The following is a 19,364-nucleotide window of genomic DNA, read 5'->3' on the forward strand; positions in this document are numbered from 1 at the left end:
TTCGTTGATACGCGTAGGTAGTTCTCAATGGCGGCAAGGTTGGGTAGGATCCGATCCATAGGCGACGCGGCTGATGACTTTGTCGGTCAACTCGCGGAGCCAGCGTTCGAATTCGCGGCGTACTGGGCGACCGTGATGACCACTTTCGCGCTGGGCACAGCGGCCGGCGACATGACCGCCACCACACTGCGTCTGGGCTATTTCTCGTCCGGCCTGCTTTTGCCGTCCTCATTGCGATCCCCGCCGTCGTGTACTGGCGTATGCGGACGAACCCGATTCTCACGTTCTGGCTCGCTTTACATCGTCACCCGTCCGCTCGGCGCATCCTTCGCCGACTGGCTCGGGGTGTCGCCCAGCCGGGGTGGGCTCGACTGCGGTACGGGTGTGGTCAGTTTGGCGCTGGCGGTGCTGATCGCCGTCTTCGTGGTGCGTATGACGCTCGTCAGCCGCAGTAGTCTGCGTGGACCGGCTTAACGCGCGGCGTAGCGGGCCTAGGCCACATCCCACGGATTTGCTCTGATCTGGTCGATCCGACGCCGGATGAGTGCGTAACAGCCCGCGAGGACAGCAAAACCTGCCACTGCCGTACCGAATCCAACCAGCAACGCGACCACTGCGGCGTAGGTGTCAGTGGTAGGGGGCCAGCGTCCGTTTGGGTTTTTACTTGCCGGTTCGGATGGGTTGGACGGATTTACGGACCTGGATGTGGGTGCCGAGCACCACGTGCTGGGATGTTTCTCGGTCGCGGTGCAGGGCGAGTCGTACGGCTGTGCGCCCCAGTTCTTCGTGGGGGACAGCACACGGTGGTGAGACCGGGTGTGAGGTCTTCGGCAAGTGGGATGTTGTCGTAGCCAACCAAGGAGATGTCCTCGGGTACGCGAATATTGGCGTCCCGGAGTGCAGCGATGACGCCGGCGCCGACCATGTCGGTGGCCGCGAAGATCGCGGTGAAGGGGTTGCCCTGGGCGAGCAGTTTTATGGTCCTGTCGATGCCTGAGGCGCGGCTGAAGGCACCGTCGAACACCAATGATGGGTCGGGTTGGAGTCCGTATGCGTGATGGGCGGCGGTGAATCCACGCAGGCGTTGGGAGGTTGTGGTGAGTTTTTATCGACTCTGCCGAGGAAGACGATATGGCGATGTCCAGCCGAAAGCAGGTGACTGGTGATCGCGTAAGCGCCGCCTTCGTTGTCGTATTCCACGACGGTGGCCGGAATATCGGGGCCCAGCGGTGGCCGGCCACACAAGACCAGGCGTGAGCCCGAGCGATCCAGCGCATGAGCGAAGTGGGTCATCCGTTCCAGGTGCAGGTGCTCGGTGTCCTCGTACGCACCGCCGAGGACGATGACGGCGTCGCGCGTGTTGTTCGCGCATCAGTTCTACGACATCGAGCTCGCGTTGTGGGTCGCCGTGGGTAGTGCATAGGAGGCAGAGCCGACCTTCGATGGTCGCCTGGTCCTCTACTCCGCGGGCGACCAGGGCGTGGAACGGGCCAGTGACGTCGTCGAGGATGAAGGCCACGTTTTTTTTTTGTGTTGGTGCCGGCCAATGCGCGGGCGTGCGCGTTGACGACGAAGTCCAGTTCCCGCATGGCGCGCTGCACTTTGGTCCGGGTCGCGGTGGCCACCGGGTATTCGCCGCCGAGTACGCGGGAGACCGTTGCCACTGAGACGCCGGCGAGTGCGGCGGCGACGTCGCGGATGGTCGCTCGGTCCTGACCCGATCCCCTGGTCATTCTGGTCCCTTCCTCTATCGTTGCGTCACCAGCATGACGCCCCATGGTGGCAGGCGTTGCACGCGGGAGAAGGTGCCGTCCGGGGACGCATAGGCTGTCTCGCGACGGGTGCTGCCGGCCAGCTGACGAAGCGTTTCGGTGTCTTGGCGGGACAACGGATCTGGCGCTCCAAGCGACTGCCAGCTGGCCACCACGTTGCCATGGTCGGAGTCAAGGACCTCAATGTCGATGGCGGCGCCCGGATCCAGCCCGGTTAACGCAATCTGCACAGTCGCCGGTGTTCCCAACCCGACCATCCGTTCTGCCGTTTCGCGGGTAGGAAAAGACTCGGGCGGGGCGAGCGGATGTTCGACAGGGTAGTGGTATGCGAGTGCGGTGAGGAGGCCGGATGTGTGGTGCCGGGTGACGATGCCGCCCGGTGTACGAGACAGGAGCTCGTCGCCGAGTGCGTGCAGAAACCGGTACGCGTGGAATGTGGGCTTGCCGATGCCTTGGTAGGTAAGGAGGCCGAAGCCACCGTGGAACGCGCTCGGCCCGGCGCCCTGTTCTTCGAATACGTCCGTAAAAGTCCAGTACGCGAGGGAATCCACGAGCCCGATCGACTCAAGGTTGGCTTTCACGACGAAGGTCGCGGCTGGCAGGTAGTCGTGGGTGTGGTCACGCGAAGACGGGCTTGAATTCCATTCCGTGCAATGGATTTCCGCGTCGGGAAAGTGACTTGTGACAACCACGTCCCGAAGCACGGCCAGATCCCGGCGGGTGGCGTCCACGCCGCGGGTGTAATGCGCCTGCGCGCCGTGCCCGTCCAGCGCCCAGTCGGTCGGGTAGGGGTGGCAGGAGACGAAGTCGACCGGCAGCGCCTCCCGATGGCAGTAGTCCACAAACGCTTCCAGCCAGACTGGCCGCCAGTCCAGCTCATCCAGATCCGCTGTGTTTGATACCACTGCGTGTTGGGAGATGTCCTCGGTTTCGCCGTCGAACCGGGCGTCCGGCACGAAGTTACTGGTGGCCGGTCCGCCGACGCGCAACTTCGGGTCGACGGCCTTGACCGCCTCTGCAGTTGCTTTGTATAGCTCGAAATATTCGGTACGCGTGCCGCTGAAGAAGGGGTGTAGGTTGGGTTCGTTCCACACCTCGAAATACCATTCGCGGACTTCGTCGAGGCCGTAGCGGTCAACCCAGTGCCGTACAGTGCGCTGCACGAGATCCGCCCAGCCGACGTAGTCCGTCGGTGGTGAGCCGTGTGCGCCCCACCAGAAGATGGTTGCCTTTTGTCGGGCGAGTGCGTCGGGAGCGAAGCCAAGCTCGACGGACGGCCGTACTCCGGCATCCAGTAGCCGGTCGAAAAGGTCGTCGATGTACTGGAAGTTGTCGGCACTGCCATGGCGGATGAACATGTCGTCGTGGAAGAGGCCGTGGAATCGGACGTAGGAGAATCCACAGTCTGCAGCGACGATCCGCAGTTGCTCCTGCCAGGTGGCCCTTAGGCCCTCGTTGGCCCGGCCGGCGCCGACCACCGTGCTCCAGAAGTGTCGGAGCGGTTCGCCCGACGCAGTACGCGCCGCCGCCAAAGTGATGGTCATCTGACTCATTCTCTTATGACTACCGGCAGCCCCGGCGACACCGCTGCCCGGCCAACATGAGTTTCCGCGAGTGTCGTCGCAAAAAGCGGCACGCCTTTCGCGCGTTGGTTGATGGCGTGACCCAATTCCGCCGACGGCCTATGTCCCAGGACAACATCGACAAGCTGCGTCACCTCGGCGGCCGTGAGCGGCGGCAGCCGTACCTCGCACCGCGGATCCGTCCGCCTGGCGTACGTCACCAGCAGGCGCAGGCCATCCGAGAGAGCGCCGTCGCGATAGGTGCCAAGCACCAACAGTCTTTTCGTTGCCGTGGAGCGGGCCAGATAGTGCACCAGCTCGACGGTGCCACGGTCGGCCCAATGCAGATCATCGACGAACAGCATCATCGGCTGGCGCTGCAGCAAGCGCTCGACCAACCTCGAGACGGCGATGAACATCCTTGTCGTCTCCAGCTCCGGATCGCCGACCGGCATGGGGATCGGCAGCGCTGGATGCGGGATCAACCTGCCAAGATCGGGCAACCCCGCGAAGATCTCCTCCACCTCGGGTTCGGGCCGCACAGTCAGGTGTGCCAGCAGCGCCTCGACGACCGGCGCATAGGCAAGGCCGGCGTACAGCGGATACGCACGTCCCTCCAACACGGCGAAACCTCGCTCGCGGGCCAGATCGGCCACCTCGGTAGCAAACCGGGATTTACCGATCCCTGCCTCGCCACTGACCAAGACGATCTGTCCGTGTCCACGCTCGGCCGCCGCCAGCGCCTCTTCCAAAGCGACCAACTCACGCTCACGGCCAACCAACCGCCGCGTCGTCATTCCGGCACTCTAACTCCACATCCCGCACGCCGCCGTACCTGCCGGGACACCGACGAGAGCTGGGCCAAAGCCGCCAGCAACTGTGCGAGACTTTTCGCGGGCGGACCCGGCCACCCGCAGCTACCCGAAGCCAAGATCGGCGAGATCCGGCTGGTGCTGGCGCCCGGCGAGTTCCGGCTGAACCCGACGATCGGCAGCAAGAACTTCTGGACCCAACGGACGATCCCGTACGCGGCGGTCAACGGCGCGCAGATCGTCGCCCGGCAGGAGAGTACCAGCGAGTCGCTGCTCGGCGGCGCCGACGTCCGCTGAACCAGGAGAAGGACATCCACTTCGATTACCTCGACAGTGCCGGCACCCCGTCACTACTGCGGTTCGGATGATTGGTCAGCGCCCCGAATCGGTTGACGGTCCGCAAATTTCTCGCCGTGGCGGAATGTTGGGCGGCCATGTTTACCCAGAAGAAGTCCCATGGATACAGAAAGCCCCGGCTTGTCCTGGCTGGGGCTTCTCTGTAACAGATCAGTTGAGCTTGACCGTATGGTGCGTTGCGCCGAATCAAATGTCAAGCCTGGGGCTACCTGTCAGAGTGTCCAGTCCGGCTCGGCCGCCGGTCAGCGCTGCTTTTACTAAGGACCAGAAGGTGCCCGTCCGGCCACATTCAAGTGCCGGTTAGGCTCCGCAGTACATTTGCACAGCGAAGCCACCCTGGTATTGAGTGTCGTCATTTTTGACATTGATGCGCCAAGTTTGATTCGTTACCGGGAAGGAGTCGGTGATCCTCGGACCAAATCCGCCGCCACCGACAACTACCGTACCGGCGGGGCAGTCCAAGGATTGCATCCCGGACTGGCCCGGCTCGAGTATTTTCTCGGGATTGTTTACTCGTTGGTAGTTAACGATGCCACTGCCGCATACCGCCTCAACAGTGGAGGTCACCGCGGTAGGACCGTAATTGTAGATTGTGAATGCCCACGAGCTATATTCGGCCGCTGATTCCTCGACATTGACCGTCCATGATGACGACACACCACCACCACCGAGGACTTGTTGTCCGCTAGGGCAGAATGACTGGGCGAACTTTCCTTCGCCGGGATTGACGGATGTTTCGTAGCTGACAAGATTGTAGTTGCTCAGGCCAGCGAAACACACTGCGTAGGCCTGGATTTGTGCGGAGATTGCCGAGTCATTGCGCACCATCACCAGCCACTCCGAGCCGATAGCATTGGGGAAGGTGCCAACCAGTGTGATTCCACCTACGCTGTTGTTGGATTCACCACCGCTGGTGGCCCGCATGGTTGGTGGGCATTGCTCCGTGATCTCTGTTATCGATCCCGGTCCTAGTACCACCGTGCTCGTGACGACCTGTTGCCGTGCGACGGCGGAACTGGCTGCGGTCCGCTGCGATTCGGACAGCGTCGTTTTGGCCGGGCCACGTGACGCAGCCGCCGCCCCAGTGCCGCCGGACATACACAGCATCGTGAATAACAGGGTGAGAACGCCGCTCAATAGGATTCGCGTGTCGTTTCGCAAAGGTATCTCCTCTGGTGTCTGATCCGCGATGACGATGCTGCATGCTGAGACTTAGCCACTATTCGCGGAGCCCTAACTGTAAAAATCTCCTGACTGAACACACACAGCCAAAAGGGCCGTCCGACGCGCAGACTTCTACGTCCGGAAGTTCCCCGACGCCCGCGTTGGCTGCTGAAGCCGAGGGCACGCCGGGCTGGGTGGTGAGCTGTCGGTTGAGCAGCATCATGTCGATGAGATAGGTGATGAGAGGTGGTGCCGCTCGCCCCGTAGTGCCGCACGGTCGCGTACCAGCGGTTGATTGGTTATGTCGAAGGCGTCCAGGGATAGTTCCCGGCGCCCTAGCCGGTCGGAGATCGCTTTCTGTATCCGCACGTAGCCGCTGATCTTGATGTCGATCGCGTGCAACCGTCCGGTTCCGGACGTTCCTTGCCCTCCGATTTCCAGACGTACAGCAATTCGTTACCGACGACGCCCCCGATTGGAACTGGCTGATTGCCGCAGACGGGTCGTGGGTTCACCACCTCGGGGCAACCGCATCCATCAAGGCGGACCGCGCCGACTCTGGCCGCACATCGAACAGCTATGGCAACGGTGGAACGACCATGACAGACCCACCCGCCACCGTCTCGACCTCCGTTGATCAACCGTGCTCACCAGTTATGGCTGGACTCAACCGAAACCCCATCACATGGAACGGATCCGCATCGCCCGCTGAACGTCGAGTCCGGCGGAGCGGTGCTTGACGGCGACCACGGGGAGCCGTGTCGTCCACCTCGGCCGTTTGGCGAAGTCGAAGGAGCGGGGGCCAGTTCCTACGGCGACTGACCGGGATTGCCCTTTGTGGTCGATCGGATCGCACGTGAGGGAAACCTTCGATCGCAAGATCTCGCATTTTGGTCGGCCCTTTTAGCCCTGCTCTTCTGCTGACGGCATCCTTATGTTGAGGGCGTCGCGAATCTGGATTATTCCATGGATACAGGTGCCTCGCGCCGCCAAGCCGCTGCGCGATGCAGGTTGCCACTAATCCTGTGCCGGCACCAACAGCATCCTGTTTCAGTCAGCAGAGGGAGAAGTGCATGCGAAGCGACGGGCGAAGGTCGATGAGTGGTGTCGTCGTATTGTTGCTCACGGTGTTGTGTGGGGCGGGTGGCACCACCGCGGCGGCCGCGTCCCCTGGCCCTACGAAGCCGGCACCCCCCAACCGGCCAAGGAGCGCGGTCAGTCCGGCTGACACGCGCGAGCAGGTGGTGTCAGGGGTGGTACAAGTGCGGGCAGGCCAGGACTACGGGGTGGAGAAGGACTGCCCACCTGGGATGCTGGCCACCAGCGGCGGCGAATCCAACGACAGCAACGCTGGGGTCACGCTGATTGACACATACGCCTACAACGGCGGCGCCTCGTGGCTGGTGTCGGTCCGCAACGACTCAACAACCACCGCGCAGATCACCGTTTACGCCGTGTGCTTCAGCGGCCTGACCAACTACCACCTCGTCACCAGTGTTAACACTGTTGTCTCCGGCAATTTCGAGGCCGCGCAAGCGGACTGCAGGAACGGGCAGCTCCTCGGAGGTGGAGGTTGGTCCGATTCATGGACTGTTGACCTAACCGGATCAGCGGAGGAGTATGTCACCGAGTGGGGGTACGCCGTCGTCAACCACGGGTCCACCAACGCGAGCATCACCGCCCAAGCGATATGCGGCGACGGTATCAACAACTACCAGCATATCGACGGTGGCGATAAACATTTCGGGGTAGCGGGGTACGCGGTGGAATCCGTGAGTTGCCCGGCCGGAACGGTCGTGGTGAGCGGCAGCGGGGAAGCCGACTACGGCAACCACGTCGAGAGGATTACCGACTCGTACCCGGCGAGCAATCAAACGTGGTACTTATATGCGAAGAACGACAGTCAGACCACGGAAGGATTAATGAACACATTACTGATCTGCGGATCCTGACACCGGCCGATACCCGCCGAATGGCTTCCAGGCCAACGAAGCCGGCGATAATCAGCGACAGCGACTAGTAGTACTTTGTTAGGTCGGGTCGGCATGTCGTGACGGCTTTTCTATTCTTTTCCTGGACAATTCATCTATGAGTTTACGGCGTGGCATTCGCGGGGAGCTTGAGGAGTACGTGTTGGATGTTTTTTCGGTGCGTTGCCGCGCGCCGATCAACGGGGTAAGGCGCTGGCGTATCTGCGTGGTGCGTTGACTGATGGTCAGCGGAAGTCGATGTGGCCGATGGCGGACCGGATCGGTGTGGACTACCAGCAGATTCAGCAGTTTGTGTCGTCCTCGACCTGGTCGGTGGAGCCGGTTCGGGAGCGGCTGGCGCAACTGGCCGATGAGGTGATCGACCCGATCGGATGGTTGCTGGATGACACGGGCTTTCCTAAGGATGGGAAGCATTCTCCGGGTGTGGCGCGGCAGTACAGCGGCACGTTGGGGAAAAAGATCGGGAACTGTCAGGTCGCTCCCAGCCTGCACCTGGCCACCGACGAGGCGTCGGCGCCGGTGAATTGGCGACTGTTCCTTCCCGAGCGCTGGGATGACTCGCTTGCTGAGGAATCCGAGGTGGATGCCATCGCCGCCCGGCGTGTCGCGGCGAAGATCCCTGACGGTGAGCGACACCGGGAGAAATGGCGAATGGGTATGGAAATGATTGACGAAACGATCAGTTGGGGCCTGATGCCTGGGGTGATATGCGCCGATCCCGGCTACGGTGACTGTTCGCCTTTTCGGACCGAACTCACCGACCGTGGCCTGTCATATGTCCTTGGAGTCAAAGGGGAAACCAGCGCGCATCCGGCCGATGCCCAACCGTCGTCACCAGCCAGGCCGCCCTACACCGGCACCGGCCGACCCCGAACCGCCCGATACCGCACCGAGCTCATCAGCCTCAAAGCACACGCCATGCTCGCCGTCCAACGCGATCCAAAGAAAGCGTTCCGGACCATCACCTGGCGAACCGGAACCATCGGGCCACTACGCTCCCGATTCATCATCCTCCGAGTCCGGCCAGCAAACCGGAACATTCCCCGCCGACCAGACGGCAGCCTGCCAGCGGTCTGGATGATCGCCGAATGGCCCAAAAAAAACAACGACGAACCAACGAAATACTGGCTGTCCAACCTCCCAGCAAACACAAAACCAAAGACCCTCGTCCAGTTCGCCAAACTCCGCTGGCGCATCGAACACGACTACCGCGAACTCAAAAAAGGCCTCGGCCTCGACCACTTCGAAGGCCGCTCCTGGCTCGGCTGGCACCACCACGTCACCCTCACCAGCGCCGCCCACCTCTTCATCACCAAAATGCGACTCACTGCCCCAAAAGCAACAGCGCCGGCCCACCCCTGACCCTCTACCAAGTACTCCGAGAAATCCAGACCATCCTCGCCACCTGGGCCGGCGCATGCCATACCTGCAACCAAATCCTACAAACTTAACAAAGTACTACTAGGGCGTGTCTGCTAATTGATGTGCCTCGTGGTAGGTGATGAGGGCTGCGAGGAGGACTCCGCCGAGGAAGTTGGTGGCGTATTTCTCGTAGCGGGTGGCGATGGCGCGCCATTGTTTAATGCCGCTGAAGGAAATGCGGCGTGCGGTCCGTGATTTTCTCAGTCGGGGTGCGCCGAGCTGGCCCAGGGATATCCGAGGCGTCCTGGATGAACACTCAGGGTCCATTTCCGGCCCACCTGGTGGTCTCCCGGCAAGCCGTAATCGCTACTTATCTGCTCGCCCGCGTACGGCTGGCCCGGATCGACCACGAGGATGGCCGCGCCCTTACTTTCACGTGTGACGGTCGCGACGACATCGCGCCGGGGAGCCGCATCGAGTGCGCAGTTCGCTATCGTCAAGGCTGGCAGGATGACTGCGAAAGCGGCGACGACACTGATACACAAGGTGCCCAACACCCAGGCCCAGGGTGGCGGTCCGCAGCGAATAATCCCCACGACGAGGATCACGACCAGGAAGAGAGCGGCGGACGCGAGAGCCGTTGGTATGTAGCCAGATTCCAGGCGATCGTCACGGTGGTACCAAATGGGCAGCACGATTTGCAGAATGATCCCTAACCCTATCAGCGCAAAGGTCCATACGAAGACCTTGCCGATTGTCCGTTCGTAGCAGTCCTCGCGTTCCTGTGGGCCATGGCCGCAATGTAGCCGGCAGAGCCAGCGATCGTCGCCGGTAATCCGGTGCACGTCCTGATAGCACCCACTTGCCGGCGCTTGCGTGCAACTACTTAAACAAGCCAACCAACCAGGGTTGACCACTGTTCAGGTATGAATCAGTGAGCCGATGCTGGATAGTGGCAACTTGCGACGCGGTAACCGTGGGCCTTTCGTAGGATCACCGGGTCTTCCTAAGTCGCCAGGCAAACTGACCGATCGCCGCGACCAACAAGCCGATCATCAACACCGTAAGTCCGCGTCGGATCAGGTTGTCCCAGCCACCGCTCATGAAATTGAAGCCGATAATCACGATGCACAACACAATCTGCGCCGTACTGCTCAGCAGTCTCCGTCTCATGAATCCAAGGTAGGCCGCGGATCGCCGCACGCACTTCGATCAACGCCACCGCTGCGCCTTCGGCAGCCTACCCCGGACCATCCGTACCAGACCACGCGCGCAGCACGGGCCAACGAGTCCCTGCTGGCGGCCCGATTCCTCGTACATACCCGCGGATCAGCTGGACACCGGGATGCAGCTCACCACGTCCCACTGGCCGAGCGTGCGCCGCTCATGGCGCTGCAGCGTCACCTCAGGATTCACCGAATCACCAGGCACCACAACATCACCTCCGGCGCTCCAGCGCTGCTACCGACCGATCGGATAAAGGACAACCCGCCACAACACGGTCCCCTTCAGGCCGGCACTGCCGCCGATCCGACAGCCCGTTCAGCAAGCAAGAAGGTAGGAACTGGGCGCAGGAGGCACTTGACACCGCCCGTAGAGACACGTTGCTGGGGGCTGTGTTTATTGGTATAGCTCCTGGGACCTAGGAGGCACCAGCGACTGATGTGACAGTGGAGCGGGCTCCGGGTGGGGCTGTGCCGGCGCCGGCGGATGTGGTGATCGGGCTAGCTAAATTCCCCATTGTTGCTAGATCATTTTCCCAGTTGAATGTCGTCCGCCGTGGCGTTCGCGCGCTGGTCAGGGTGGACTACTGGCCGTGCGTCGAGCCGGCCCCTCCAGCTCCGCGGCGACGCTGGTGGCCCAGGCCAGCTAGCCGGTAGGGACGTCGTCGTCGCCGCTGGCAGCGAGCATCTCGGCGGCGAACGCGCGTACCGTCTCCAGCATCCGCCAGCGTCCTGCGGCCCCCAGTACGACCAGGCTTTTGTCCACCAGCCGGCCAAGTACGTCGGCCAGCTCGCCAGCAGGCTGGCCCGGGTTGGTGGCGGTGACCGCGGCCAGATCGAAGCCGCCGACAAAAAAAAACCGCCAGCCGGCGAAAGAGCGACCGCTCTCGCGGGTCGAGCAGGTCGTGGCTCCAGCCGATCACCATCCGCAGCGATCGGTGCCGCTGATCGGTACCCCAACCTCCGGCCACCAGCCGCAGCCGGTCACGCAGGGCCGTACGCAGGCCGTCCATGCCCAGCGAGCCGATCCGCGCGGCGGCCAACTCGATCGCCAGCGGGATCCCGTCCAACCGCGAGCACGCGTCCGCCAGTAGTCCCGGCTCAGCTGCGAACGTACGGTCGACGGCCCGCGCGCGGTCGGTGAGCAGCTCTTGCGCTTCGACGCCGAGCGAGCGGCGGCACGACCAGCGTCCGTTCGGCTGGCAGGCCGAGCCGTTCCCGGCTGGTGGCCAGCACGGTGATGCCCGGGCAGCCGGCCAGGATCCGCTCAACCAGCGGCCCAACCTCGTCGTTGACGTGTTCGCAGTTGTCCACCACGAGTACGCCGGCCTGGTCGCCGAGCTGGTCGAGGATGGCGTTCGTCAGCGGCTGGCCCTGCCGTTCGACGACCCCGATGGCGGCAGCCACCGCAGGCACCACAAAACCGGCCCGTACCGGCACCAGATCCACAAAGGCGGCACCGGCCGGTGCGACTTCCATGGCCAGTCGGGACTTCCCGACGCCACCGGGCCCCAGCAGACTGACCAGGCGGTTCTGGGTCAAGGACGTCAGCAGCTCGGTACGTTCGGTGGCCCGTCCGACGAAGCTGCTGGCCGCCCAGGGCACAGCCACCCACCTCGGCACGGCCGTCGCCAGCGACCGGCGGTCGGTGACCCCGGCCTTGCGCAGCAGCGACGAGACGTGACTTTCGACCGTACGGATGGAAAGGTGCAGCCGCTCGGCGATCTGCGCGTTGGTCTGGTGCTCGCCAATCGCCGCCAGCACCTCAGCCTCCCGCGCCGAGATCGTCTCCCTCCAGTTCGCACTCACACGGCCATCATCTTCCGTACTGGCCACGATGTGTCGTATGCGGAGGAAACCGGTGCGCAAAGTCGGTTCTGCGATGTCGATGTCGTCGGATGGCTTCGTGACCGCTTCGAACGCTGGCCGCGAGAACCTGCCAAGGTGGGGGTGTGGCTGTCAAATACCGCGCCGTCCGGTGGTCCAGTTTCAGGATCTCCCTGTCGTGGTGCCGTCGTGGGGCGCGGTCTCCGTGGCAATGACGGCGAGCAGGCCAGGAAAGCGTGAGTCCAGATCGTCGGTGCGTATGCTCAAAATTCGGCGAGCGCCGTCGATTCGTTCATGGATCAGACCGGCCTCGCGCAGGATCTTTTGGTGGTGCGAGAAGGTGGAGCGGCCGATCGTGAGCCCGGCGGCCCGGTAGAGGTCGTTGCAGGGTGACGAGCCCAAGCCGGCGAGGGTTCGTACGGCGAGGAGGCGGACCGGGTCGGCCAATGCGCCGAATACGTCGGTCAGGGTGACGGTCTCGATCGGCGGGTGCCTGCCATCACTGCTCATACGTACAAACTAGGCTGGCCTTTAGTCGATGTCCATCGTACTGTTCGATGACTGTCGACATAAGGAGTGCCCGTGGCAACTGACGCCTGGACCACGTCCTTTCTCGCCTCTCTCGCCGGGCCGGACCTGACCCTCCCGTTTCCACCGCGGACGCGTACGTTCGCCGACCAGACGATCCGCCAGACGGTCCGGCTGCGGCGCGGCGGCACGGCGGTACGACTGGTGCGAGCAACGAATTCGGGCGTGAGCCGCTGGTGATCGACGAGATCGTGTTGAGCAGCCCGTCCAAACGCGATGTGCCGGTCGGCCGCAAGGGCCTTGCGCGCTGGGAGATCGCGGCCGGCGCAACCGCGATCAGCGATCCGGTCCCCGTGACGGTCGAAGCCGCCGACGAACTGACGATCAGCTGCTTCGTAGCCACTCGGACCGAGCCCGCGACCTATCTGCACTCGGCCCAGCGGACAGCCCAGATCGCGCCCGGAAACCAGCTGTGCGAACGGCAACTGACCAAGGCTGAGACGTCTTCGTCGGTCTACTGGATCGGCCGTGTTCTCGTCGACACACCTGCGCAAGGTCCGGTGCTCGTCGCCGTCGGCGACTCGATCACCCGCGGAGACGGCACGACAACCGACGCGGACCAGCGTTATCCCGACCACCTGCAACGGCGACTGCCGAACGGCGCGGTCGTACTGAACGCGGGCCTCGGCGCAAACCGGCTGCTGCGACCGGAGCTCGGTCCACCCATGACCGAACGGTACGAACGCGACGTGCTGTCTGTCGCCGAGGCCACCCACGTCATCATCATGGGTGGGATCAACGACATCGCGTTGCCGGCAATGCTGGGCGAAACCCGTCCGAGCGCCGCCGAGCTCGTGGAAGGCCTGCGTACGCTGGCCCGCCGCGCCCAGGAGCGCGGCATCCGGCCACTGCTGGGCACCATCACGCCGGTCGGCATCAGCCGTATCGACGACTTTGTCGCGTCCGGCAATCAGGACGTACGCCTGGCCGTCAACGACGCCCTAAGAGCACAGACCGAATGGCCAATCGTCGATTTCGCCGCCGCTGTCGCCGACGCCACCGACAGCAATCGGCTGGCCGGTTATTACGACTCCGGCGACGGGCTTCACCCGAACGACGCCGGAGCCCGCGCACTCGCTCACGCCATCGAGCTGGCCCGTTTCGATATGGCCTAGTTGTTGCTCGGTACGTCGAAGAACCAGCGGGTGCCCGACCTGAGCATGCTGGGCAATGGGCTAGCCGACGCCTCTACTGGGCAGAGCCGGCCGACCTCAACGCAGCCGCCTAGGCGTCGTACAGAGCGGACAGGAGTATGCCGAGGCGTGCGCGGCCGCCGCCGCGGCTCAGGTCCAGCAGTCTGCCCTGCAAACACAGTTCAACGGCCGAAGCGCCGCCCTAGCGGTGCTGCAGAGGACGTACGCATCCAGCTCGCCGCCGCGGTAGCGATGGATACCTTCAATCTCCAGTTAGGGGCCCAGTATTTGTCCGCGCTCGGCCCGGGCGGCGCGCCCGCCTCGGCCGCCGTGCGGGCCGTGGGGTTCGCGCTCATCCAGCGCGGCAAGCCGTACGTGTTCGGCGCGTCGGGCACCGGCTCGTATGACTGTTCGAGCCTGGTGCAGGAGTCATACCGGTACGCAAGCATCTCGTTGCCACGTAAGGCCCGGCCGCAATGGCGCATCATGCGGCCGGTGCAGGTCAACGCCTACTTCCCGGTGACATACTTTTTCCCGACAGACCGGAACAACTGGGACACCATTCACCACGTCGGGACCTACCTCGGGAATGGCGAGATGATCCACGCGCCGCAATCAGGCGACGTTGTCGGATCGCGCCCGTCTGGTGGGTGGAGTTCTTCGGCGCCACCCGGGTGGTCGGCGCGGTGCCGCCGGGCCAATCCGGAACCATCCCCACCTTTGCGTCCAGCGTCGGAACCCCGTCACGAGGCACGCAAACCGAACTGTCCACTCCTCAACCGCCGGCGAGCAATCCGCCCATGACGAAGCCACCTGTGACCAAACCTCCTGTGACCACGCCTCCGGATGCGCCATCGACGCCTCCGGGCACCCCATCGACGCCGGGAATGCCCAGCAAACCTCCTACCGACCCGCCATCCCAGACTTCACCGCCAAAACGCTCGATTCTTACTCAGCTCCAGCGGCTGCTCCGTGGTCTCTAAGCTCCCGTCGAAGGGCACTCAGCACCGTTGCTCGGTGGTTCAGAGGGCATTGAGTACCGCGACCATCTGGGCCACTGTGTTGTCGGCAACGGCGTTGAAGCCAGGTTTGAGGAATGGGTCGGCCAGCCTTGCGATGCCGTTGAACACGATCGTTGCGTGATACGTGATCGTGGTCCCGTCGGGTACGGCGGTGAAAGCAAGATCGTCCGTTGCTGTCGCGGTCTTGTTCTTGCCCACAAAAATCAGCCTGGTCTCTTCCATGTGGAAGAGCCGATAGGTGAGTTCAGTTCGACGGCCCCGGAATTCGGAGACGTTGTGCCATTGCGCGCCAGCCTCGATTGGCCCGATACCGACCCGCGTACAGGTCACGGTCCCAGGATCCCACACCTCGGTGTTCGCGAAATCCTTCAAATAGTCAAACAGCGGCCGGACCGGCTGGCGAACGGTGAAGGTACGCTCGACATCCATAACCACTCCCTCATAGGATCCGGCGTTGGTCGGTGACCAGGCGCTCGTTGTTCAGCAAGAGATTCGTCACCGATAGAGCGCCGGTTCACCGCACAGAAGCAGCGGCGGGTCGTCCTCACCGGCCGCCGTGAACGGGTGCGGCCGCCGGTGAAGTTGGTAGGGCCGTGTTCAGTTCGGCGGACTTACGGCGGCGGTTCGAAGGCGACGATCGACCCACGTGACGTAAGAGTGGGAGGCGTGCTGGTCTTCGCTCCGGCGCGGTTGGAAAGCTCCGTCGTCGGTGCTGCGGCTGGATGGGCTGAGCTACAGCGGCGTGCTGCAAGAGAAGGAGACCGGACATTTCCTTGACTTACTACGCACTGGTACAACCTACGTATCCGGCCGAAGACACCGATCCGTGGGCGACCCGAGCGGTCGCGCTGACCTCCGCGCACACCGACCGGGTCTGGACCTGCGGGCACCTGACTGACGACCGGCTGCTCGCACTGCACACCACGGTTTACGCGTACGAGTTCGCCGACCGTGACGCCCCGACCGCTTTTTTTTCGCCTTCCCGCCTGGCTTCCCCCGTCGCGCGCCTACCACTCATCGGAGGTGACCTATTTCTTCGACCAGGGATTCCCGTACACGTTTCGGCCCGACCAGCGGCTACTGTCCGACCAGCTGATCAGCTACTGGGCGACCTTCGCCGCGAACGGTGATCCGAATCGCGCCGGGCAACCACACTGGGCGCCATTCAACGGCCGCAACGCGCAGTCTCTGGCGCCAGGCGCGGTGCGCGGCGTCGATCTGGAGGCCACCCACCACTGCCAGTTCTGGTCTACTGTCTGACCCGTCCCGCGCCACTAACATTCCATCTCTCGAAGGGAATACTCCCATGGATCACCAAAAGGTCATGGACGAGTTGACCAAGCCCATCTCGCAGTAACTGATCAACTCGGCCATTCCGGCACGGTTCGCTTTCAACGGTGAAGACGGCTTTCCGCGGGTCGTTCCGATGGCGTTTCACTGGAACGCGGCGGACATCGTCATGTGCACCACGACAAACTCACTGAAATACCCGGCGCTGCGAAAGTTTCCGAAGGTGGCGCTGACCATCGACACCGAGGGTTTCCCGCCGCGGGTGTTGCTCATTCGTGGCACGGCCAGCACCGAGCTGGTGGACGGGATTCCGCAGGAGTATGTCGACGCCTCGCACAAGATCGCGCCGCCGGCGGGGCATGCGGAATGGGAGGCGGGCGTACGGTCGCTCTATCCGCAGATGGTGCGGATCACCATCCGCCCGGAATGGGCGCGCCTGCAGGACTTTCAGACCACCCTGCCGCAGAACGTGGAGAAACTGATCCGCGCCGCGCAAACCCAGCAAGGCAGCCACAGTTAGCGGCAATGCCGGTTAGTTAAGGGCTTGCGTGTGTTGTCAAGGTTGGTTCGGTGCAGTCTGTTCGACGACCTCACCGGGGTGTGTAGCGATTCATACCCTTCAGTGCACCCAAACAATCGGTCCTGTTGGGGGCTTGACCTGGACTGCGGTCCAGGTAGCAGGCTTCTGCGTCCGTGACGACTTTCGTTGAGGAGCAAAAAATGTTTGTACTCGGCACGATGCATTTTGGCACCCGGCTGGACGAGCGGACTTCCTTTGAGCTATTGGACCGATTTGTGGACGCCGGTGGCACCAGAATCGATACCGCCAACTGCTACGCGTTCTGGAGCGATCCCAGTGGCCACGGTGGTACGAGCGAGGCACTGATCGGGCGGTGGCTGAAGCAGCGGCCGGGCATGCGGGACAGGATCCAGCTGAGCACGAAGGTCGGCGCGGAGCCGGGCGAGACCGGGCAGTGGCCGGCCAACCGGGAAGGGTTGTCCGCGACCGCGATCAAGGCCGCCGTCGAGGGCAGCCTCGGCCGGCTGGGCGTCGACCGTGTCGAGATGTACTGGACGCACATGGACGACCGGTCGGTGTCCTTGACCGAGGTCTCCAGAGCGCTGAACGAGCTGGTCAGCGCCGGTGTCGTCGGTCGGCTGGGCGCGTCGAACCAGCCGGCTTGGAGAGTCGAGGCGGCCCGCCAGGTGGCTGCGGCGAACAACTGGGCGGCATACGGCGCGGTGCAGCTGAGCTACTCGTACCTCCGGCCGCGACCGGAGGCGCTAGTGCCGGGCAACGTCCACGAGCACGGCTGGGCGACGTACGAGTCGCTGGACCACGTCCACACCGAGGGCCTCGAGCTGTGGGCGTACAGCCCTCTGCTTGTGGGCGGGTACACCCGACCGGAGCGCCTTCCTGAGGCGTACGAGCATCCAGGCACCACCGCCAGGTTGGCTGCGCTGGACGAGCTGGCGAGCGAGCTCGACGCCACCCGTCATCAGACCGTCCTTGCATGGTTGCTCGCCGACGCGGCCGTACGTCCCATCGTCGGCGTCAGCACCGCCGCGCAGCTCGACGAGGCAGCCGCTGCCGTACGGATGACCCTCACCGCCGATCAGTTCAGCCGCCGCCTCACCACTCCCGCCTGACCGGTCAGGTCCATCGGTCTCATGTCATCGTGAGATGCGGGATTCGATGCCGGCGCACCGCGCCAATCACGTATGCGTTGACGGCGCGGCAATCGGCATGAGTCGTCCACGCCAACGCAGCCCAGCGTGGCCACCAATGTCTCCCCGCTGGCCAGCGCATGCGGCCCGAGCTGTGGGCGGCCCGCCGCCGTGGCTCAGATCCAGCACCCCGCGCTGCAAACGCGTTCACCAGCCGCAGCGCCGCCTTGGCGGTGCTGGAAAGGACGTACGCATCCCAGCTCGCCGCCGCAGTGGCGATGGATACCTTCAATCTCCAGTTGGGTGACCAGTATTTGTCCGGCGCTCGGCCCGAGTGGCGCGCCCGTTCCGGCCGCCGTGCGGGCAGTGGCGTTCGCGCTCGCGCGCCGTGCGTTCGCCCGCGGGCAGTGGCGTTCGCGCTCGCGCGCGCGCCGCCGCAGCGCGATGGATACCTTCAATCCAGTTGGGTGACCAGTATTTGTCCGGCGCTCGGCCCGAGTGGCGCGCCCGTTCCGGCCGCCGGCCGCCGTGCGGGCAGTGGCGTTCGCGCTCGCCCAGCGCGGCAAGCCGTATGTGTTCGGCGCGTCGGGCACCGACTTGTATGACTGTCCGAGCCTGGTGCAGGAGTCATACCGGTACACGGGTATCTCGCTGCCACGTACGGTCCGGCCCGCAACGGCGCATCACCCGGTCGGGGCAGGTCAACGCACTACTGCCCGGTGACCTGCTCTTTTTCGCGACAGACCGCAATAACTGGGACACCATTCACCACGTCGGGATTTACCTCGGGAACGGTAAGATGATCCACACGCCGCAATCGGGCGACGTTTGTCCCGATCGCGCCCGTCTGGTGGGCGGAGTTTTTTCGCCGCCACCCGGGTGGTTGGCGCGGCGCCGCCGGGCCAATCCGAAAACCATCCCCAGCTTCCCGGCCAGCGACGGAACCCCGTCACGAGGCACGCAAACCGAGCCCCCAGTCCGAAACCGCCGACGAGCAGTCTGTCCGCGACCAAACCGCCGGTGACCAACCCACCCGTGACCACGACTCCGGATGCGCCATCGACGCCGGGAATGCCCAGGCATATCTCCTTCCAACCCGTTATCCCAGACTCCACCGCCAAACCCTCGATTCTTGGTCAGCTCCAGCGGCTTCTCTGCGGTCTTAACATTCCGCCGTCGAACGGCAATTGGCATCGTGTTCAACTCAACCTCAGGTCACTGGGGGATCCAGTCGCTGTGCAAAGACTCGGTCCGATCTGGTCGCTGTCCAGTGTTGCGATCATTTTGATCTCCGCTCGGGAAAAATACGGTCCTTTCTGGTAGTCAGCATGGTCGGCGCCTTGCGCGAACACGGCCTGGGCTTAGAGAAGGACCCGCTCAAGAGTCGCTATGTTGCAACGGTTCCCGTCATTGACGAAGAGGCGATCCGAGAGTCAATACAACGAATCTTTGACGACTATTACGCCAATCTCAGGTTAATCAAAGAACGGAGACCGGCTGAAGCCCGAGAGTCTCAAAACTCTCGGCTTAGGCTTATTGGCATCACATATCAAAACTTGAAGTCCTCCACGCCTTCAATGATGGAACTTCTCG

Annotated in this window: 21 protein-coding genes and 2 pseudogenes; 12 read left to right on the top strand and 11 right to left on the bottom strand. The window is 63.4% G+C overall.

Annotation, left to right across the window (positions count from 1 at the left end):
- The first annotated feature begins 27 nt into the window (after positions 1-27).
- On the top strand, positions 28-474 hold the full coding sequence (locus tag GNX96_RS16780; protein WP_163568815.1) for a COG4705 family protein: 447 nt from the start codon (positions 28-30) through the stop codon (positions 472-474).
- 217 nt (positions 475-691) lie between these two features.
- On the opposite strand, the pseudogene GNX96_RS52405 reads toward GNX96_RS16780, so the two are convergent.
- From GNX96_RS52405 to GNX96_RS16795, 4 genes and pseudogenes are all read right to left on the bottom strand, one after another.
- Positions 692-1,084: pseudogene (locus tag GNX96_RS52405) on the bottom strand (substrate-binding domain-containing protein); the annotation flags it as partial.
- A 205-nt stretch (positions 1,085-1,289) separates the two neighbouring features.
- Positions 1,290-1,778 (bottom strand): LacI family DNA-binding transcriptional regulator, encoded by a 489-nt coding sequence (locus tag GNX96_RS52410; protein ID WP_313885684.1) that lies wholly within the window; start codon positions 1,776-1,778, stop codon positions 1,290-1,292.
- Positions 1,748-3,316: a GH39 family glycosyl hydrolase gene (locus GNX96_RS16790; protein ID WP_163568816.1), complete on the bottom strand. Its 1,569-nt coding sequence runs from the start codon at positions 3,314-3,316 to the stop codon at positions 1,748-1,750. Before GNX96_RS16790 ends, GNX96_RS52410 begins: the two co-directional genes overlap by 31 nt.
- Positions 3,317-3,321: 5 nt before the next feature.
- On the bottom strand, positions 3,322-4,131 hold the full coding sequence (locus tag GNX96_RS16795) for an ATP-binding protein (RefSeq protein ID WP_279580574.1): 810 nt from the start codon (positions 4,129-4,131) through the stop codon (positions 3,322-3,324).
- A 153-nt stretch (positions 4,132-4,284) separates the two neighbouring features.
- Here GNX96_RS16795 and GNX96_RS52415 point away from each other — a divergent pair, with 153 nt between their 5' ends.
- Positions 4,285-4,443, top strand: coding sequence for a hypothetical protein (locus GNX96_RS52415; RefSeq protein ID WP_279580575.1), 159 nt, complete (start codon positions 4,285-4,287; stop codon positions 4,441-4,443).
- Between the two features lie 360 nt (positions 4,444-4,803).
- Here the strand turns inward: GNX96_RS52415 and GNX96_RS16805 are convergent, their stop codons facing one another.
- A complete protein-coding gene (locus tag GNX96_RS16805) occupies positions 4,804-5,664 on the bottom strand; it encodes a hypothetical protein (RefSeq protein WP_163568819.1) in 861 nt (286 codons plus the stop codon).
- A gap of 1,313 nt (positions 5,665-6,977) precedes the next feature.
- On the opposite strand from GNX96_RS16805, the gene GNX96_RS16810 reads away from it, so the two are divergent.
- Positions 6,978-7,619, top strand: coding sequence for a hypothetical protein (locus GNX96_RS16810; protein WP_163568820.1), 642 nt, complete (start codon positions 6,978-6,980; stop codon positions 7,617-7,619).
- 136 nt (positions 7,620-7,755) lie between these two features.
- Positions 7,756-9,020, top strand: a pseudogene (locus GNX96_RS16815) (IS701 family transposase).
- A gap of 260 nt (positions 9,021-9,280) precedes the next feature.
- Here GNX96_RS16815 and GNX96_RS16820 read toward each other — a convergent pair.
- From GNX96_RS16820 to GNX96_RS16840, 5 genes are all read right to left on the bottom strand, one after another.
- Entirely contained in the window at positions 9,281-9,628 is a 348-nt protein-coding gene (locus GNX96_RS16820; protein ID WP_279580576.1) for a hypothetical protein, read from the bottom strand.
- 385 nt (positions 9,629-10,013) lie between these two features.
- Positions 10,014-10,193 carry a hypothetical protein gene (locus GNX96_RS16825; RefSeq protein WP_163568823.1) on the bottom strand — a complete coding sequence of 60 codons (180 nt, stop codon included), beginning with the start codon at positions 10,191-10,193 and terminating at the stop codon, positions 10,014-10,016.
- Between the two features lie 634 nt (positions 10,194-10,827).
- Positions 10,828-11,313 (bottom strand): hypothetical protein, encoded by a 486-nt coding sequence (locus tag GNX96_RS16830; RefSeq protein ID WP_163568824.1) that lies wholly within the window; start codon positions 11,311-11,313, stop codon positions 10,828-10,830.
- A 31-nt stretch (positions 11,314-11,344) separates the two neighbouring features.
- On the bottom strand, positions 11,345-12,052 hold the full coding sequence (locus GNX96_RS16835) for a LuxR C-terminal-related transcriptional regulator (RefSeq protein WP_163568825.1): 708 nt from the start codon (positions 12,050-12,052) through the stop codon (positions 11,345-11,347).
- A gap of 180 nt (positions 12,053-12,232) precedes the next feature.
- On the bottom strand, positions 12,233-12,580 hold the full coding sequence (locus tag GNX96_RS16840; RefSeq protein ID WP_163568826.1) for an ArsR/SmtB family transcription factor: 348 nt from the start codon (positions 12,578-12,580) through the stop codon (positions 12,233-12,235).
- A 72-nt stretch (positions 12,581-12,652) separates the two neighbouring features.
- On the opposite strand from GNX96_RS16840, the gene GNX96_RS16845 reads away from it, so the two are divergent.
- The 3 genes from GNX96_RS16845 to GNX96_RS16855 all read left to right on the top strand — a co-directional run bounded on the left by GNX96_RS16845 (position 12,653) and on the right by GNX96_RS16855 (position 14,595).
- Positions 12,653-12,838, top strand: coding sequence for a hypothetical protein (locus GNX96_RS16845; protein WP_163568827.1), 186 nt, complete (start codon positions 12,653-12,655; stop codon positions 12,836-12,838).
- Complete coding sequence (locus tag GNX96_RS16850) at positions 12,835-13,773, top strand: GDSL-type esterase/lipase family protein (protein ID WP_163568828.1); 939 nt, start codon at positions 12,835-12,837, stop codon at positions 13,771-13,773. Before GNX96_RS16845 ends, GNX96_RS16850 begins: the two co-directional genes overlap by 4 nt.
- A 270-nt stretch (positions 13,774-14,043) precedes the next feature.
- The gene (locus tag GNX96_RS16855) at positions 14,044-14,595 is read left to right on the top strand and encodes a C40 family peptidase (RefSeq protein WP_163568829.1); all 552 of its coding nucleotides are present in this window, start codon (positions 14,044-14,046) and stop codon (positions 14,593-14,595) included.
- Between the two features lie 218 nt (positions 14,596-14,813).
- Here the strand turns inward: GNX96_RS16855 and GNX96_RS16860 are convergent, their stop codons facing one another.
- Complete coding sequence (locus GNX96_RS16860; RefSeq protein WP_163568830.1) at positions 14,814-15,242, bottom strand: SRPBCC family protein; 429 nt, start codon at positions 15,240-15,242, stop codon at positions 14,814-14,816.
- Between the two features lie 522 nt (positions 15,243-15,764).
- On the opposite strand from GNX96_RS16860, the gene GNX96_RS16865 reads away from it, so the two are divergent.
- The 5 genes from GNX96_RS16865 (at position 15,765) to GNX96_RS63770 (ending at position 18,795) form a co-directional block, all read left to right on the top strand.
- Positions 15,765-16,073, top strand: a complete 309-nt coding sequence (locus GNX96_RS16865; protein ID WP_163568831.1) for a carboxylesterase family protein — start codon at positions 15,765-15,767, stop codon at positions 16,071-16,073.
- 166 nt (positions 16,074-16,239) lie between these two features.
- Complete coding sequence (locus GNX96_RS16870; RefSeq protein WP_452124480.1) at positions 16,240-16,623, top strand: pyridoxamine 5'-phosphate oxidase family protein; 384 nt, start codon at positions 16,240-16,242, stop codon at positions 16,621-16,623.
- Positions 16,624-16,823: 200 nt separating this feature from the next.
- Positions 16,824-17,753 carry an aldo/keto reductase gene (locus GNX96_RS16875; RefSeq protein ID WP_279580577.1) on the top strand — a complete coding sequence of 310 codons (930 nt, stop codon included), beginning with the start codon at positions 16,824-16,826 and terminating at the stop codon, positions 17,751-17,753.
- Between the two features lie 516 nt (positions 17,754-18,269).
- The gene (locus tag GNX96_RS16885) at positions 18,270-18,494 is read left to right on the top strand and encodes an NlpC/P60 family protein (protein ID WP_163568832.1); all 225 of its coding nucleotides are present in this window, start codon (positions 18,270-18,272) and stop codon (positions 18,492-18,494) included.
- Between the two features lies 1 nt (position 18,495).
- On the top strand, positions 18,496-18,795 hold the full coding sequence (locus GNX96_RS63770) for an NlpC/P60 family protein (protein ID WP_390624040.1): 300 nt from the start codon (positions 18,496-18,498) through the stop codon (positions 18,793-18,795).
- Positions 18,796-19,364 lie beyond the last annotated feature (569 nt).

Origin of the sequence: Fodinicola feengrottensis, from assembly GCF_010993775.1 — a bacterium.
Taxonomy (GTDB): Bacteria; Actinomycetota; Actinomycetes; order Mycobacteriales; family HKI-0501; genus Fodinicola; species Fodinicola feengrottensis.